We start from the raw sequence: 16,261 nt of genomic DNA, 5'->3' as shown, positions 1-16,261 counted from the left end.
ATTGCGCGCTGTGTGAGGAAGAAAAAACGGCGCGCCGCTTGCCGCAGCGCGCCGTCCGCTTTGCGTGGCGGTTCGTCAATCCACGCCCGGCTCCAACACCAGGCGGTGCGCCTGCACCCGTTCGACCGCTTCCCGCGAGAATGCCAGCGGGTGCGATTGCCCCACATACCACTCATCCAGCAAATTGGTGGTGTACAGCGTACCGGGAACACCGCACTCGCCGCCGGGCAACGCCGCGCGACAGGCGTCCCAATCGTGCAGGTCGGCGATGAAACGCCACGAAGGCCCTGCGTAGAGGTCGCTTTCGGCCACGTAAGCGAACGCCGCCGTCATGCTCGCAAACGGCGCGCTGGGGCTTCCCGAAATCGGGCGGGCTTCCGGTTCAAACAGCCGCCCCACCAGCGGCAATTGCCCCAACGGGTGCGCCAGCCGCGCCCGGTTCAGTTCGCCCCACGTGGGCAAGCGCCCGTCGAAGCGTGCGCGCAAATCATTCACCGCCAGTTGCAAGGCTTGCACCAGCATACTTTCATACGTTGCCGACGGGTCGCCGCGGACATGCCACCAGGTATCGTGAGGGTTCTGCACCTTCTCAATCACCCATGCAACCGAGCGATAGACCAGTGGCGTTGTGGGCCAATGAGCGCGGTCTGCCATACGCCGCCCGACAAAGTGCACACCCACCGCCCCCAGTTTGTCGCTCACCAACAGCCAGCGCAAGCGGTAGAGCGTCGTGGCTGCGAGCGCCGCCGCCACACTGTCAGCATTCATGTGCCCATCCCACGCCGCCAACGCCTGCTGCGCCACCACCAGGTCAGGCGGGACCTCTTCGAGGCGGGCGATGGCTTGCGCCAGTGCATGCTCAGGGCGTCCATAGGTGTCAAGTTGAATGTCGGCAAACGTGCTGGTGTCATGTTGCGGCTCGGCTTCCAGGCGTTCGCTGATACGCTGCGCGCGATACCCTGGGAAGAAGGATTCGCCAATGGGATACGGGTAAGAATCATCCACCGGGCGGTTGTTGGCGTGCACCACATAGCCGGCGTCGGGGTTGAAGACGGCGGGCATTTCATCCATGGGAATGTAGCCATCCCACTCATACGCCCCCGATGCACCGTCCACGGGCAGTGTGCCATCGTGTGCGCGGCGGATAGGCAAGCGACCACCCACCACCCAGCCAATGTTGCCGTCCACGTCGGCATACGCCACATTGAGCGGCGGTGCGCCAATCTCGTAGAGCGCCGCGCGGAATTCGTCCCAGTTTTGGGCGCGGTTGAGTGCAAAAATCCCGCCCAGCGAGAGCACGGGGTCGTAGAACGTCCAGCGCAGGGCAAGGTCGCGCGTTTCGTCGGGCAAAAAGTCGCTCACCAGCGGCCCATGATGCGTGACGACCACCCGCAGGGCTTCGGGTTGCTTGCGTCCGCGCACCCGGATACGCTCTTCGACAATCTCCGCCTGACGCCACTCATCACGAAAGCGGAACAGGTGCGGCTCGTCGGGGTGGCGTTCTTCAATGTAAAGGTCTTGGCAATCCGTCATGCTGTTGGTGATGCCCCACGCAATACGCTCGTTGTGCCCAATCACCACACCGGGCACACCGGGCAAACTGCCGCCAATGACGTGGAAATCACCCCCATGCAGGTGAATTTCGTACCACGCGGCGGGGGTTGTGCAGGTCATGTGTGGGTCGTTCGCCAGCAGGGGCGCGCCTGTGCGGCTGCGTTCCCCAGCCACAACCCAGGCGTTGCTGGCGCTCACCCCACGTTTGACGCCCGGCAGGGAGATGATAGGCGTATCCACGGGGTACGCTGGCCAAATCTCTTCCCAGCCGTCACCAACCAGGCGCTTCAACGCATCACGCACCAGTTCGACCTCAAAATCCTCGGAGAAGCCCAGCACCACCTGCGCAAGCACGCTCAGCGTATCCACAGCCGTCCAGCGTTCAGGGCGATACCGCAGCAGCCGAAACTCCGGCGGCCAGGCGTCGGTCGCTTCCATGCGGTCAATCGCCGCATTGATGCCGGCAACATAAGCCACCACACGGTTGCGTGTGTGTTCATCCTGGCGCTCCCAATGGCGTTCGGCTGTGCGCCGCAAGAGCAAAATACGCGCCCAGCGGTCGAGTTCCAACGTCGCCTCACCAAAGACCTCGGAAAGCCGCCCGCTTCCCATGCGGCGCAAGAAGTCCATCTGGAAGAGGCGGTCAGTGGCGTGCAGATAGCCCTGCACCCAAAAGAGGTCGTGCTCGTTTTGGGCGTACACATGGGGAACACCCCACGTATCGCGCACGATTTCAACCGGTTCGCGCAAGCCGGGGAAGTGCAAAGTGCCATCAAGGATAGGGACGGCACGCTTCTGGAAGCGTTCGTAGAGCTGCCAGGCGGCGGCTCCCGTCGCCGAGAGCGCCGTGGCAACACCCATCAACCGTTTGAGTCCTTTCATCGTCGCGTCTCCCCCTTGTGTGCTCTCCATTCACATGCAGAAGCGTGGGGCACGCTCCCATGCCCCACGCTCCCCACCGTTCGCTATTCCGTCTGCGCCGTTTCAGGCGTCGTTTCAGCGGTTGTTGCGGCGGCTTCGCCCACCGTTTCGGCCGCATCAGTGGACGGCGTCGGTTCCAGTGCGGCGGCGAGCACTTCATCCACCGTTTCAACCAGAATGAAATTCATCTTTTCGCGCACTTCGTCGGGCAGGTCGTCCAGGTCTTTCTCGTTGCGCTTGGGCAAAATGACCGTATCCAGCCCGGCGCGGTGCGCCGCCAGCACCTTTTGCTTGACACCGCCAATCGGCAACACTTGCCCACGCAAGGTGACTTCACCCGTCATGCCAACGTTGCTCCGCACCGGTCGCCCGGTCAAGAGCGATACAATCGCCGTGACCATGGTAATGCCGGCGCTCGGACCATCTTTGGGCACAGCGCCCGCCGGCACGTGCAGGTGAATATCGCTGTGCGAGAAAAAGTCCGGGTCAATGCCCAGGCGCTCGGCGTTGGCGCGCACATATGAAAGGGCGATTTTGGCCGATTCGCGCATCACGTCGCCCAGTTGCCCGGTCAGCGTCAAACCTTTTTGGCCAGGCATGCGCGTGGCTTCCACAAAGAGCACATCGCCACCCACGGCGGTCACCGCCAATCCGGTCGCCACACCGGGCACAGACGTGCGTTGCGCCACCTCGAAGAAGTAGCGCGGTTTGCCCAAAAAGTCGGTCAGGTTCTCGGCGGTCACGTGTACAGGCGTTTCGCCCTTGCCCTCGGCAACCCGCGCGGCAACCTTGCGCATAATGCGCCCAATCTCGCGTTCCAGGTTGCGCACGCCCGCTTCGCGTGTGTATTCGCGGATGATGCGCAAGAGCGCCTCGTCGTCAATGGTCACTTCATCTTCGCGCAGGTGGTGCGCTTTCAACTGGCGCGGAATGAGATAGCCACGCGCGATGTGCATCTTTTCATGCTCGGTATAGCCATCCAGGTAGATGACTTCCATACGGTCGAGCAAGGGCGCCGGAATCGTCTCGACCCAGTTCGCCGTAGCGATGAAGAGCACCTTCGACAAGTCGAAGTCCACGTCCAGGTAATGGTCGCGGAAGGCGTGGTTTTGCGCCGGGTCGAGCACTTCCAGCAGCGCGGACGTCGGGTCGCCGCGAAAGTCGCGCCCGATTTTGTCCACTTCGTCCAGCATGAAGACGGGATTTTTGACGCCCACGCGCTTCAACGCCTGAATAATGCGCCCCGGCATCGCGCCAATGTAGGTGCGGCGGTGCCCACGGATTTCGGCTTCATCACGCACGCCGCCCAAACTCATGCGCGTAAACTTGCGCCCCAATGCGCGCGCAATGCTCTGCCCCAGGCTGGTTTTCCCCACACCAGGGGGTCCCACGAAGCAGAGAATGGCGCCCTGGGCTTCGGGTTCTTCGGGCGTCGTCGCGCCTTCGCCTTCGCCTTCTTCACCTTCCGACGCAGCGGCTTCCTGCGCCGCACGTTCATGCGCCAGTTTGCGCACCGCCAGGTATTCGATGATACGGTCCTTGATTTCTTCCAGGTCGTAATGGTCTTCATCAAGGACACGGCGCGCGTGCTCAATGTCCAGATTATCGGGCGTGACCTTGTCCCACGGCAGGTCAAGCAACCAGTCCAGATAGGTTTGAATCACGCCATACTCCGCGGCTTGGGGCGGGATTTTTTCCATGCGCGAGAGTTCGCGCAGGGCTTGCTCGCGCGCTTCCTCGCTCATGCCGCTTTCTTCAATGCGGCGGCGGTATTCTTCGATGACCTTTTGCTCTTCGTCCTCGCCCAGTTCGCGCTGGATGGCTTTCATTTGCTCGCGCAGGAAGTACTCGCGCTGCATGCGCTCCATTTCGGATTGCGCTTCGGACTGGATTTTGCGCCCCAGTTCGAGCACTTCCAGTTCGCGGTTGAGAATGCGCGTCAACAGGCGCAGTTTTTCGGTGACGGTCGGCGCTTCCAGAATTTGCTGGGCTTCGGCGATTTCCATGCGCACGCTCGTCGCCACAAGATAGACCAAATGGCGCGCGTCTTGTGCATTCTCAGCCGCCATCACCAGTTCTTCGGACAGGTAGGGCACCAATTCCACCAGACGGCGGAACAAATCAAGCAAGTTGCGCGACAGGGCTTCAACTTCGAGTGTTTCTTCAACTTCCTCTGGGCGCAGTTCGATACGCGCTTGCAAGTAAGGCTCTTCGGCAACCCATTCGACAATTTCAAAGCGCTCCAAGCCCTGCACAATCAAGCGCACGCTGCCGTCGGGAACGCGCAACATGCGGTGAATGACCGCCACCGTCCCGATTTGATAGACCTCATCCGGTCCCGGTGTCTCAATCGAGGGGTCAAGCATGCCCACCAACCCGATGAGACGATTGCCCTGCATGGCGGCGTCAATCAACCGCAACGAGCGCGGTTGTTCGGCGCTCAGCGGCAAGACCGTCATCGGATAGACAACCGTGTTGCGCAAGGGCAGAATGGGCAACACCTCAGGAATATCGGGCTGGTTGCGCTCCTCTTCATCCGACGGCGTCGGCGCGGGTGATTCGTTTTCAGGCGTCTCGTTGACTGCTTCCAGCAATTGTTGCAACAGGTTCTTGGCATCCATAAGTCATCACCTCGTATGTGTGCGGGTTTTGCATCAGTGCGACGTGTTCTTGGCTTTCTTGGGCAACGTTACATGCAAAAACCCATTGTCATAGACCGCCTCGACCTCATCCACCAGAACATCATCGGGAAAGCGCACAGCGGCAATAAACTCGCCGTATCGGATTTGCGATTGGTGGTAGGTGCGCGGCGGCGATTGCGGCTCAGGCCGCGTTCCGCGAATCAGCAACACACCTTCTTGAAAGAGAATGTCAAAGTCTTCGGTACGCATGCCGGCGATTTCCATGCGTACCACATACGCTTGCTCCGTCTCAAAGACATCAAGCGGTGGCGTCCACGCATGCGATTGGCGATACACACGCGCCACCCCTTCGGCAATCATCTGGTCGAACAGGCGGTCAATCTCCGCCTGCAATGCCAGATGCCGGGGTCCAAAGAGTGAACTGTACCGTGACATGGTCGCCTCCAAACAGTCTGGACAGTCTGGCTCATTCTACACAACAACTTGCCCAAGTTTTGGGCGAGACTTGTTAGAATGGTGCTAGAAGAATGTTAGAATATCGTCATGGTGTTCCCACCCAGACGCCTTCGGGGTCGTAGGCGCGTAATGCCTGCAATTCGGCATCGGTTGGTGGCGGGGTCATGGCAACATTGGGCGCAATCCGCAGATCCCAGCCAGTGTGTGCGCGCACCTCTTCGGGTGTGGTGAAAGGGTGATACGACGCCAGGTAGGCTTCGCCGTGTTCATCAAAACGCAACACGCCCAATGTGGTAATGATGGCAGAAGGACCTCCCCCTGGCAAACCCACCTGTGCGCGCCAGTCATCACCAGTGCCATAACCGGGTGAAGTTATGTAGTCTACCTCTTCCACCAGGCGGTGCGGTTCATGCGGCATGAGAATGACGGTGCGCTTGGCAAAGGCAGCAATGTCCGCTGCGCCGCCGCTTCCGGGCAAACGCATGCGGGGCGCACGCGCCGGCCCGATGCGCGTGGTGTTCAGGTTGCCAAAGCGGTCTACCTGTGCGCCGCCCAAAAAGCCCACATCCACGTGCCCCGTCGCGAGCAAGCCCATCACATCCACCAAGCTGCCCGCCCATGCCGCCCCCTCGACGTTCGCGGGGTCGGATACGGTGTAGAGCAGGGTTGCGGGGAGCGTCTCACGAATCAAGCCGCTCCCAAAGTAGCCCACGGCATTGGGCGCATGGGTCTGCTTCGCCACAACAAACGCCACCAAGGGCAAACGTATGCCGACAAACACAATCTCGCCGTCACGGATTTCACGCGCGGCGGCAATAACCATCATTTCGCGTGGTGTGAACGTCATTGGTCTGCACTCCTTCTCGCTGGACGTTGGTTCAGGCTTGGGGGCGCGCCGCCTGCAACGCCTGCCAACGCGCTTCACCCAAACGGCGCAAATAGGCGTTGCGGTCGGGCGTATCAAGCACCCACTCACGCAACCACGCTTCAAACCCCTCCACGGTGCGCGTACGGGCGTGGTACTCCTCAAAAAACGCGTGGTCGCGGTCGTAATAGCCGTAGAGGGGGGAAGGATGCGCCCCGCCAGGCAGATGCACCACGGCCGCCACCTTGTGCGCGGGCGCGACGATACGGTTGGGGTCGCGCAAAAGGGTTTCGCGCGGCACAATTTCTTCGGCGGTGATGATGATGCGCCGCGCCGCTAACACCGCCTCACGGGTGACGCCAAGCGGTCCCCAGTAGTGCGCATGCCCGTCAACATCGGCACGCTGGACGTGTAAAATGAGCACATCCGGTTGCAGAGCGCGCACCAGCAAAATCGGTTCGCCCAACTCGTTGAGCGGGTTGGTGCTTTCAATCAGATCAGGGTTTTCCAGCGGCAAATCCGAGCCCATGAGCGTGCGGGTGGGGATGAAGGGCGCGCCCAACCCCGCCGCCAGCAACGCCAGCCCAATGCTGAAAGTGCTGTGGTCGCGGATTTCCACAGGTGCGGGAATGCCCTCTTCGACGGCACGGCGCACACAATGCGCCAGCCCGGCGCTCATATTGCCAACCCACGCCGCCGAAATCCGGCGCACACACCCCGCCCCGACCAACTGGTCGAACAAAATATCCGAGACTGGACCCACCAGGGTCAAATCGCGCCGGTGTTGGCGAATGATCTCATGCCCCGCCGCAAATGGAATGGCGGCTTCGAGGCATGTGCCCAACGCCACAACACTGCCATCAGGGATGAAGCGCTCAATCGCTTCCGTCAGCCTCATCTGCTTGCTCATCGAAGTTCCCCCATCGGTTCGGTGATAGGCGCATTATCGGGCGATGCCGCATTCCGTCAATTCATCTGTCCCCAAACAGCACTTCAACGCCTGAATACCGCATATCGCCCGAAAAAGGACTTTTGTCCTTGCAATTTTTGTATGAATAGGTCAAAAGATTTACCAAAAATAGCACAAAAAAGGGGTTGAAATTTGGTTTCATTTTTGCTATACTTGACAATAAACACCAACTCCTGCTTCCCAACCAACCACACAACCAATCAAGCGCACCGGGAGACGGCACATGACCGCTATCCGACATCTGGACGTTCTACAACCGCTTTTGCATTTGGGGCAACAACGCGGCTACCTGCACGAGCAAGACCTTGCACGGCACGTGCCCGACATTCAGCACGACCCCCAGGCGCGCGATGCGTTGATTGAGTGGTTGGAAATGAAAGGGGTGAAGGTGAAAGCCCTTCCCCACCACCGCCGCCACACGCCGCCTACCTTTGACAATGTGAATACCGACGACAACATGGCGCTCTACTTGCGTGAAATCAGCAGTATTCCCCTGCTGACGCCGCAAGAAGAAAGCGCCCTGGCGGAAGCCATTGTCCGCGGGCGCGAAGCCGCCGCCCTGCTTGAAGCCGCCGGCGACCACTCACTCGACCCCGACGAAGAAGCCCGCTTGCGCGCGCTCATCCGCGAAGGTGAATGTGCCCGCGACCATCTCATCAAAGCCAACTTTCGGCTGGTGGTGAGCATTGCCAAGCGCTACATGGGGCAAGGTGTCTCTCTGCTCGACCTCATCCAGGAAGGCAACATTGGGTTGATGCGGGCGGTCGAACGGTTTGACCACACGCGCGGCTACAAATTCAGCACCTACGCCACCTGGTGGATTCGGCAAGCCATTACCCGCGCCGTCGCCGACCAGGGGCGCACCATCCGCCTGCCGGTGCACATGCACGAACGCCTGAACCGCATTCACCGCGAACAGCGCCGCCTGATGCAAGAACTGGAACGCCCGCCCACGGTGGAAGAACTCGCCGACGCTTGCGACCTCAGCCCTGAACAGGTTGCCCATGCGCTCAACGTCAGTCATCACACCGTCAGCCTGGCGTCGCCGATGAACGATGAAGACGAGACCGAACTCGCCGACTTCATCTCCGACGAACAAAGCCCCTCGCCGTTCGACATCGTCAGCCGCGAACTGCTCTCCTGCCATCTGGAACGCATCTTGGTGGCGTTGACCCCACGCGAATGCCGCGTGCTGGAACTGCGCTTTGGGCTCCGTGGGAATCGGTGCCACACATTGGAAGAAATCGGTGAAAAATTCGGCGTGACCCGCGAGCGTATCCGCCAAATCGAAAGCCGCGCGCTGGAAAAACTGCGCAACCCCCGCCGCGCGCGCACCCTGCGCGACTACCTCGCTTGAAACGGCATCCCACCCGCCCAAGGACGTGCGACGCGCGTACATGCGTCGCACCTTTTCTTTTGTGCATCACATGGCTTTTTATCTCATGAGAGTTTTAGCGTTTTCTCATCTTTTTCTCATTTTTCCCCCGTATACTACCCTTGCCTGCAATAGGCAATCACATCAGGCAAGGGGGAATTGAAACAGGCGTTATGTTCGAGCGGCTCGACACCTGGACGAACAAAATACCGTTGAACGTGCGCCTTGGTGTCGTGGCTCTCGTTGGCGTTACAACATTGAGCCTTGCCTTGCAATCATTCATCTGGCCGCTCATGGCAACACCATCAACACTCGCGCCCATCAATGACGCGGCCAACGTGTATGATGCTGAATGGCACGATTTGCTTGCCAACGCCGTTTTCGACATTGCACTGGATGGCGACTCAGAGCAACACACGGCGGTGCTCTGGAACAACGATGGGTATCTGTTGGTGCCCGCCCATGCCATCGCCGATTGCCGTATGCTCAACATGACCTTGCCCAACGGCAACCGTGTGCGTGGGCGTGTGGTGGGCTACGACCTGATCAGCAACATTGGGGTTATCGCCATCGAAGAAAGCCAACAACTTGGGCAAGCCGTACCCAAACGCACACGCCCTCTTGCCAGAGGCGAGCAGGTCTACATGCTCAACCGCGTCAACGGTCAGACCCAGATGGTCGTCGGCGAGGTTGAGCGCGTAAGCGCCGTTGCTCGGGTTGAAACGCACAATGGCTATTCTGTGCCCTTTCCCGATGCAATGGTGATTGCCGTCCAACAGCCATTGGCGCACATCTCCAACGTGGGGGTGTTCGATGGCGAATACCGGCTGGCGGGGGTTTCCCTGCGAAGCATGCCGCTGGCAACAGCGACTATCACACGCACGTATGCGTTGCCCATCACCGTTGTGGCCAAAATCGTGGATGACATTCTGACAACCGGTGAACACGCCTATCCGTGGCTTGGCTTCGCAGGTGAAACAGTGGACCCCGAAATGAGCACGATTTTGGGCTTGCCCGAGACGGGCGTTTACGTGATTCAGGTGCTCACGGGGTCGCCGGCTGAACAAGCCGGTTTGCGAGGCGCGAACACATTGCTCGAAATCAACAACCGCCAGTTTCGCGCCGGCGGCGACGTAATTGTCGCCTTCAACGGCCAGCCGGTGCATTCCATGGAAGAGTTTATTACGCGGCTGATGCACGAAAGCCAACCGGGCGAAACCATCACGCTGACCGTCATGCGCGGACAAACACAAAAAACGTTGACGGTCGTCGTTGGGAAACGCCCAGATGAAATGTTTTTACACTAACAAATTGAATTGATGGAAGGCAGGTGATGCGTATGTTGGAAGAACGCAAGAACGTTTTGCAAGCGCTGGAAGAAGAAAAGGAAACACGCCCTGTGCGCCGCTTCGAGGAAGAAGAGGTGCCAGGTTTGGAAGAGATGGACACGCACAACCTGGTGGCGCTCTACCTGCGCGAAGGCGGTCGCCATGAGTTGCTGACACGCGAGCAAGAATACGAATTGGCGAGCGCCTGGCAGGCCGCCCGCCGTGCGCGCGAACGCCTGGAACAGGAAGGCGACACGCTGAGCGATGAAGAACGCGCCGAATTGGAAGAAATCATCCGCAAGGGCGACGCCGCGCGCCAGGAGTTGATCAAGGCGAACCTGCGCCTGGTGGTGAGCGTCGCTGTGCGCTATCGCGGCTATGGCGTGCCGCTGTCGGACTTGATTCAGGAAGGCAACATGGGCTTGATGCACGCCATTGACAAGTTCGATCCGGAGCGTGGCAACAAGTTCAGCACCTACGCCACATGGTGGATTCGCCACGCGGTGGGGCGCGCCATCGCCGACCAGGGGCGCACCATTCGCCTGCCTGTCCACATGGCGGAAAAGATTCGCAAGGTGAAGGAAACGGCCTTCCGCCTGGCGCAGGAAACGGGCAAAGAACCAACTATCGAAGAAATCGCCGAAGAGATGGAGTTGCCCGTGAGCAAGGTGGAGCAGTTGTTGCTCTTCGCCCAACATCCCGTCTCGTTCGAGACCCCGGTGGGCGACGATGAAGACGCCACGTTGGGCGATTTCCTGCCCGATGAAGACGCCGAAAAGCCGATTGACCTGATGATGACGGACGGGCTGCGCGAGGAGTTGCAGCGCGCCCTGGAAGTCCTGACGCCGCGCGAAGTCCACATTTTGAACTTGCGCTACGGCTTGAAGGACGGACGCGAGCATACGCTTGAAGAAGTGGGGCGCAAGTACGGCTTGACGCGCGAGCGCATCCGCCAAATCGAAAAAGAGGCGTTGCGCAAGTTGCGCCATCCGAGCCGTAGCCGCAAACTGCGCGCCTACCTTGCCTAACAGCCCAAGCGGCGGCATGTATGCCGCCGCTTTTTCTTTTTGTTTGAACCAACACCCTTGAGCATCTCATGAAGCCTTTTGAGAATCTCACCCCACGTGGGCAAACCCGCCGTTTGCGGCGGCTTGCGCTGGAAGCATTGCGCCACTACGACATAACAGTGCGCGACGTACGCTTGCTCTCACGTGCATACAACACCATCTTCCGCGTCGAAACCGACCGGGGGCGCTTTGTATTGCGCATCAACCGGCCACACGAACGCAACCGCGCCGAAATTCTGTCGGAATTGGCATGGATTGAGGCGCTCCGCCGCGAAACATCCGTGCCCGTGCCCACCCCCTTCCCTACGCGCCACGGGACGTTCGTCGTCGAAGCGACCGCTCCCGGCGTTCCCGAACCCCGTTTGTGCGTGCTGTTCGCCTGGCTTCCCGGACGCCTGCTCGCCAAGCACCTTTCAACGCGCACATTCACGCAATTGGGCGAAACGATGGCGCATCTCCACCGCCACGCTGCAACATGGACGCCGCCCCCGGCGTTTACACTGCGCCGTATGGATTCGCCTTTTCCTTTCAACGACCCCATTGTGCTCTTCGAACCGCACCACCTGGAAGAAGCCCCGCCGCACGCTGAAACACTCTTCCGACGAGCACACGCGCTTGTACAAGCCACCATCAGCCGGTTGTGGCAAACCGAATCAGACGCCATCCGCGTCCTCCACGGCGACCTTCACCCATGGAACGTGAAAGTGTGGCGCAAACAACTGCTCATCTTCGATTTCGACGACGCCATGTGGGGGCATCCCGCGCAAGACATTGCCATCACCTTCTTTTACATCTTCGACCGCGATGATTTCACGCACCTGGCGCACGCGTTTCGCACGGGGTACGAGCGTCTGCTCCCCTGGCCCTTTCACGATGAACGCGATATGTGGTCGCTTCTCATGGGGCGCACGCTTGATCTGCTCAATTTCGTGCTCTATCATGAACCGGCGTCGCACGCGACCTACCTGCTGCGCAGTGTGAAACGTCTTGAACGCGCCTTCGCCTGTTTGGAAGCCGCGCCCAACCGCAATCACTTGGAGGTCTAACATGGCTCTGCGTGTTGGCGATAATGCACCCGATTTTACGCTCCCCACGCTCGACGGCGACGCCTTTACGCTCTCGGCGCACCGCGGGCACCCTGTTGTGCTCATTTTTCTGCGCCACCTGGCGTGACTGCCCTGCCGCGAACATGCGGTGCAGGTGTACCGCGCCAAAACCGAGTTTGAGCGCCTCGGCGCGCGCATTGTGCTCATCACGTTCGGGCATCCCTACTGGGCGCGCGCATGGCGTGAAGAAACGGGCGTTGATTTTCCCATTCTGCTGGACGAGGAACGCAAAACCTACCGCGCCTACGGGCTTGAACGTTCGGCAAGCCGCACGTACAGCCCACGCACACTTTGGTTTTATGTCAAGAAAGTACTGCGTGGTGAATCACTCCGCCCCGCCAAGGGCGACCCGCTCCAACTGGGGGGCGATTTCGTCATCGCGCCTGATGGGCGCATCGCGCTCGCGCATCCCAGCCGCGAACCCGTTGACCGCCCCTCGGTGGCTGAATTGCTCGCCGCCATACGTCATCCGCCCCCGTAGCAGGCAAAAACCTTGCCAACTTCCTCTAACGGCATAGGATGAGCACCCGCCTGTTTGCAAGAAAACAACAACATCAGTGAAGATGGAGGTTTGTATGACGCAAGGAAGCGTGAACACGAAACGGCCGGAAATCCGCACCCCGTTGCCGGGACCACGCGCTGCTGAAATCATCGCCAAAGACGCCGAACTCATCTCGCCCAGTTATACGCGCGGCTATCCCTTTGTCATGGCGCGCGGTGAAGGTGTGTGGGCGTGGGACGTGGACGGCAACAAATTCCTGGACATGACCGCCGGCATTGCGGTGACGGCGGTGGGGCATTCGCACCCCCGCGTCGTAGAAGCCATCAAACGCCAGGCGGAACAATTCCTGCACATGTCCGGGACCGACTTTTACTACGAACTGCAAATCCAACTGGCGGAACGCCTGAACCAGATTGCGCCCGGCACAACGCCCAAACGTGTCTTCTTCACCAACTCAGGCGCCGAGAGTGTGGAAGCCGCGCTCAAACTGGCGCGCTACGCCACCGGTCGCCAGCGCATCATCGCCTTCCTGGGCGCGTTCCACGGTCGCACGATGGGGGCGCTCTCGCTCACCGGTAGCAAGCCGGTACACCGCCGCGGCTTTGCGCCGCTGGTGAACGGCGTCATCCACGTGCCCTACCCCTACTGCTACCGCTCACCATTCGACCTCTCGAAAAAATCCTGCACCGACTGGGTGATTGATTGGATTGAGCACGAAATCTTTGGGCACATCACCGCCCCCGACGAAGTCGCCGCCATTATCGTTGAGCCGATTCAGGGTGAAGGGGGGTACATCGTCCCGCCGGATGACTTCCACCCGCGCCTGCGCGAACTGTGCGACCGCTACGGCATTTTGATGATCGCCGATGAAGTGCAAACAGGCGTCGGGCGCACGGGCAAGTGGTACGCCATGGAACACTGGAACGTCGAGCCGGACATCATCTGCACCGCCAAAGGGATTGCCAACGGCATGCCGCTCGGCGCAATCATCGCCAAACGCGACCTCATGTCGTGGCCGCCGGGGGCGCACGCCAGCACGTTCGGCGGCAACCCCGTTTCGTGTGCGGCGGCGCTGGCCACGCTCGACGTGATTGAAGAAGAAGGGTTGCTCGAAAACGCCACGCAAGTGGGCGCGTACATGCTGGAGCGCTTGCAAGCCATGCAACAACGCTTCGACGTAATTGGCGACGTGCGCGGCAAGGGGCTGATGATTGGCGTCGAGTTCATCACCGACCGCGACACCCACACCCCCAACCCCGACCTGCGCGACCGCGTGGTGGATGAAGCCTTCAAGCGCGGTGTGCTGTTGCTGGGGGCGGGCAAGAATGTGCTGCGTTTCATGCCCGCGCTGACGCTTACCCGTGAAGAAGCCGACGTGGCGCTGGACGTGGTCGAGGAATCGCTGCAAGCCGTGTTGGGCGCATAACAGGTTGCCCCACACCAACACCCCCGCCGGCATCAGTCGGCGGGGGTTTCTTTTTGAAAAAGTGCCCCCTTGCCTGTAAGATAGCGCGCGTCTCTTCCACCAACCAACCACGCGGGGAGGATTTTGGCATGTCCCTCCAAGATTTTCGCGTTGACCCGTCCACCCTCACCTTTGTTGGGCGGGATTTGGCACGCCCCGAAAGTGTGCTCGCTGAACCTGATGGAACGCTCTGGTGTTCCGACGCACGCGGAAGCGTCACGCGCATTGCCCCCGACGGAACGCAAACACTGCTCGGCTCGCAAGGGCACGAACCCAATGGGCTGGCGATGAGCGCCGACCGCCAAACGCTCTACATCGCCAACTTCGGTGATGGGCGCGTTTATCAGATGGACCGCGAGGGGAACGAGCGCGTGTTTCTCGACAGCATCGAAGGGCGTTCACCGCTTGGCGCTGCGAACTTCGTCTTCATTGATAGCCGCGACCGCTTTTGGATTTCGGTCTCGACGCTGGAAATTCCCTGGTGGCCCGCCGCCCAACGTCCCCGTCCCGACGGCTACATCATCCTGGTTGATGAAAACGGCGCGCGCATCGTGGCTGACGGCATCTACTTCCCGAACGAAATTCGCATGAACCACGATGAATCGTACCTCTACGTTGCCGAGACGATGAAGCGCCGCATGGTACGCTACCCCGTCCTGCCCGACGGCTCGCTGGGACCGCAAGAAGTGGTGCCGCCGGGCGATTTGGGGCGTGGGGCGTATGTGGACGGCTTCGCTTTCGACGCCGAGGGGAATATCTGGGTGACGCTGTTGGTGCGCAACGAGGTGGTCGTCATCACGCCGGATGGTGACGTGTACACCGTACTCTCCGACGTGAATGAAGCCGCCATTGACAACGCCGAAGCCAAACTGGAAGACGGGACGCTAACCCCCATGGACATGTTCGCCTGTGCGGGACCGCACCTGCAATTGCCCGCCAGCATCACCTTTGGCGGTCCCGACCTGCGCACAGTCTATCTCGGCTCGTTGGGCATGAACCGCCTACCAACGTTCCGCTCGCCCATTCCGGGCTTGCCCATGCGGCACTGGCGCTAAACAAGAACAACGCCCTGACAGAGTAGCGCGTTCTGTCAGGGCGTTGTTTTATTCCTCCGGCGCATCCTCACCCTTGGGTGCATAGCGCACCGCATCGTCCACCGTGCCCTCCGTTTCGGCGCGCACCTCGGGCACGTAACGCGCAAACAGCAAAAACGCCGTATGCGCCACCATGCGGTCCGCCGGACGCAAGCGGGCGTGGTTCACTTTCCAACGCCGCTCCAACGTCTCGATAATCTCCACATCGAACCAGGGACCGCCTTCCATCGCTTCCACCAGGGCGCTCACCTGATTGACCGTCGGCAACAGCGCCCCAAAGAACCCACCCGGTGTGAGGGCTTCCACCACCTGGTGGAGATACCGCCACGGTTCGCGCACATCCAGAAAAACGGCGTCCACATCGCGTTCTTCAAAGCCTTCGGCAATATCGCGCGTGTAGAACGTGACATAGTCACGCAAGCCAACCTTCGCCAAGTTGCGTTCGGCAATGGCGGTCATTTCGGGGCGCTGTTCGTAGGAATAGACATGCCCGGTCGGCGCGACCGCATGCGCCAGAATGGTGGTCAACCCACCGCTTCCCGTGCCCGCTTCGATAATGTGCGTCCCCGCGCACACATTCATGCGCACCACAATTTGCCCGCTATCCTTGGGGTAGATGATTTGCGTCGTGCGCTTGATTGCTTTCGCCAAATCGGCAATGCTGGGTTGCAACACCGTGAACGGCGTTCCCAAATGCGAGTACACCACCCGCCCCAACGGCTGCCCTATCAAGTCATCGTGGTGCACAATGCCCCGATTGCTATGGAAAGAGGCGCCCGCTTCCAGCGTGAGCATGTACCGCTTGCCTTTGGGGTCAATCAACAACACACGGTCTCCAACCTGTGCCACTCGTGCCATTGCCTATCCTTTCTCAAACCTGTTTTCCGCCTGCGACATGAAAAGCGCACCCACAAAA

General features: G+C 60.2%; 13 protein-coding genes. 7 read left to right on the top strand and 6 right to left on the bottom strand.

Annotation, left to right across the window (positions count from 1 at the left end; all coding sequences use genetic code 11):
* Positions 1–75: 75 nt before the first annotated feature.
* The 5 genes from SE16_RS01335 to SE16_RS01315 form a co-directional block, all read right to left on the bottom strand.
* Positions 76–2,436, bottom strand: coding sequence for a penicillin acylase family protein (locus tag SE16_RS01335; protein WP_054493870.1), 2,361 nt, complete (start codon positions 2,434–2,436; stop codon positions 76–78).
* 83 nt (positions 2,437–2,519) lie between these two features.
* Positions 2,520–5,096: an endopeptidase La gene (lon, locus tag SE16_RS01330; protein WP_082374407.1), complete on the bottom strand. Its 2,577-nt coding sequence runs from the start codon at positions 5,094–5,096 to the stop codon at positions 2,520–2,522.
* A gap of 33 nt (positions 5,097–5,129) precedes the next feature.
* The gene (locus SE16_RS01325; protein WP_054493871.1) at positions 5,130–5,552 is read right to left on the bottom strand and encodes an Hsp20/alpha crystallin family protein; all 423 of its coding nucleotides are present in this window, start codon (positions 5,550–5,552) and stop codon (positions 5,130–5,132) included.
* 106 nt (positions 5,553–5,658) lie between these two features.
* On the bottom strand, positions 5,659–6,420 hold the full coding sequence (locus SE16_RS01320) for a CoA-transferase subunit beta (protein ID WP_054493872.1): 762 nt from the start codon (positions 6,418–6,420) through the stop codon (positions 5,659–5,661).
* Between the two features lie 31 nt (positions 6,421–6,451).
* Complete coding sequence (locus SE16_RS01315; RefSeq protein ID WP_200907420.1) at positions 6,452–7,336, bottom strand: CoA transferase subunit A; 885 nt, start codon at positions 7,334–7,336, stop codon at positions 6,452–6,454.
* A gap of 295 nt (positions 7,337–7,631) precedes the next feature.
* Between SE16_RS01315 and SE16_RS01310 the strand changes: the two genes are divergently transcribed.
* From SE16_RS01310 to SE16_RS01280, 7 genes are all read left to right on the top strand, one after another.
* Entirely contained in the window at positions 7,632–8,765 is a 1,134-nt protein-coding gene (locus tag SE16_RS01310; RefSeq protein ID WP_054493874.1) for a sigma-70 family RNA polymerase sigma factor, read from the top strand.
* A 191-nt stretch (positions 8,766–8,956) separates the two neighbouring features.
* A complete protein-coding gene (locus SE16_RS01305) occupies positions 8,957–10,090 on the top strand; it encodes a S1C family serine protease (RefSeq protein ID WP_054493875.1) in 1,134 nt (377 codons plus the stop codon).
* A 32-nt stretch (positions 10,091–10,122) separates the two neighbouring features.
* The gene (locus tag SE16_RS01300; protein WP_082374414.1) at positions 10,123–11,139 is read left to right on the top strand and encodes a sigma-70 family RNA polymerase sigma factor; all 1,017 of its coding nucleotides are present in this window, start codon (positions 10,123–10,125) and stop codon (positions 11,137–11,139) included.
* Positions 11,140–11,207: 68 nt separating this feature from the next.
* On the top strand, positions 11,208–12,224 hold the full coding sequence (locus tag SE16_RS01295) for a phosphotransferase enzyme family protein (protein WP_054493877.1): 1,017 nt from the start codon (positions 11,208–11,210) through the stop codon (positions 12,222–12,224).
* A 1-nt stretch (position 12,225) separates the two neighbouring features.
* Positions 12,226–12,765 carry a SelL-related redox protein gene (locus SE16_RS01290; RefSeq protein ID WP_235472411.1) on the top strand — a complete coding sequence of 180 codons (540 nt, stop codon included), beginning with the start codon at positions 12,226–12,228 and terminating at the stop codon, positions 12,763–12,765.
* Between the two features lie 94 nt (positions 12,766–12,859).
* Positions 12,860–14,212 (top strand): acetyl ornithine aminotransferase family protein, encoded by a 1,353-nt coding sequence (locus SE16_RS01285; protein WP_054493879.1) that lies wholly within the window; start codon positions 12,860–12,862, stop codon positions 14,210–14,212.
* Between the two features lie 128 nt (positions 14,213–14,340).
* Positions 14,341–15,306 carry an SMP-30/gluconolactonase/LRE family protein gene (locus tag SE16_RS01280; protein WP_054493880.1) on the top strand — a complete coding sequence of 322 codons (966 nt, stop codon included), beginning with the start codon at positions 14,341–14,343 and terminating at the stop codon, positions 15,304–15,306.
* Positions 15,307–15,354: 48 nt separating this feature from the next.
* On the opposite strand, the gene SE16_RS01275 is transcribed toward SE16_RS01280, so the two are convergent.
* Positions 15,355–16,203, bottom strand: a complete 849-nt coding sequence (locus SE16_RS01275) for a tRNA (adenine-N1)-methyltransferase (protein WP_054493881.1) — start codon at positions 16,201–16,203, stop codon at positions 15,355–15,357.
* Positions 16,204–16,261: the final 58 nt, after the last annotated feature.

Origin of the sequence: Ardenticatena maritima (assembly GCF_001306175.1) — a bacterium.
GTDB lineage: Bacteria > Chloroflexota > Anaerolineae > Ardenticatenales > Ardenticatenaceae > Ardenticatena > Ardenticatena maritima.
Note: the sequence above shows the minus strand (reverse complement) of the source record. Positions and strands in the feature narration are given on the sequence as shown.

Bases quoted from the DNA above. Each gene is read 5' to 3' on its own strand.
- SE16_RS01335 (WP_054493870.1), bottom strand. From the start codon at position 2,436: ATGAAAGGACTCAAACGGTTGATGGGTGTTGCCACGGCGCTCTCGGCG.
- SE16_RS01300 (WP_082374414.1), top strand. From the start codon at position 10,123: ATGTTGGAAGAACGCAAGAACGTTTTGCAAGCGCTGGAAGAAGAAAAG.
- SE16_RS01285 (WP_054493879.1), top strand. From the start codon at position 12,860: ATGACGCAAGGAAGCGTGAACACGAAACGGCCGGAAATCCGCACCCCG.
- SE16_RS01315 (WP_200907420.1), bottom strand. From the start codon at position 7,336: ATGAGGCTGACGGAAGCGATTGAGCGCTTCATCCCTGATGGCAGTGTT.
- SE16_RS01275 (WP_054493881.1), bottom strand. From the start codon at position 16,203: ATGGCACGAGTGGCACAGGTTGGAGACCGTGTGTTGTTGATTGACCCC.
- SE16_RS01280 (WP_054493880.1), top strand. From the start codon at position 14,341: ATGTCCCTCCAAGATTTTCGCGTTGACCCGTCCACCCTCACCTTTGTT.
- lon (WP_082374407.1), bottom strand. From the start codon at position 5,096: ATGGATGCCAAGAACCTGTTGCAACAATTGCTGGAAGCAGTCAACGAG.
- SE16_RS01320 (WP_054493872.1), bottom strand. From the start codon at position 6,420: ATGACGTTCACACCACGCGAAATGATGGTTATTGCCGCCGCGCGTGAA.
- SE16_RS01295 (WP_054493877.1), top strand. From the start codon at position 11,208: ATGAAGCCTTTTGAGAATCTCACCCCACGTGGGCAAACCCGCCGTTTG.
- SE16_RS01310 (WP_054493874.1), top strand. From the start codon at position 7,632: ATGACCGCTATCCGACATCTGGACGTTCTACAACCGCTTTTGCATTTG.
- SE16_RS01305 (WP_054493875.1), top strand. From the start codon at position 8,957: ATGTTCGAGCGGCTCGACACCTGGACGAACAAAATACCGTTGAACGTG.
- SE16_RS01325 (WP_054493871.1), bottom strand. From the start codon at position 5,552: ATGTCACGGTACAGTTCACTCTTTGGACCCCGGCATCTGGCATTGCAG.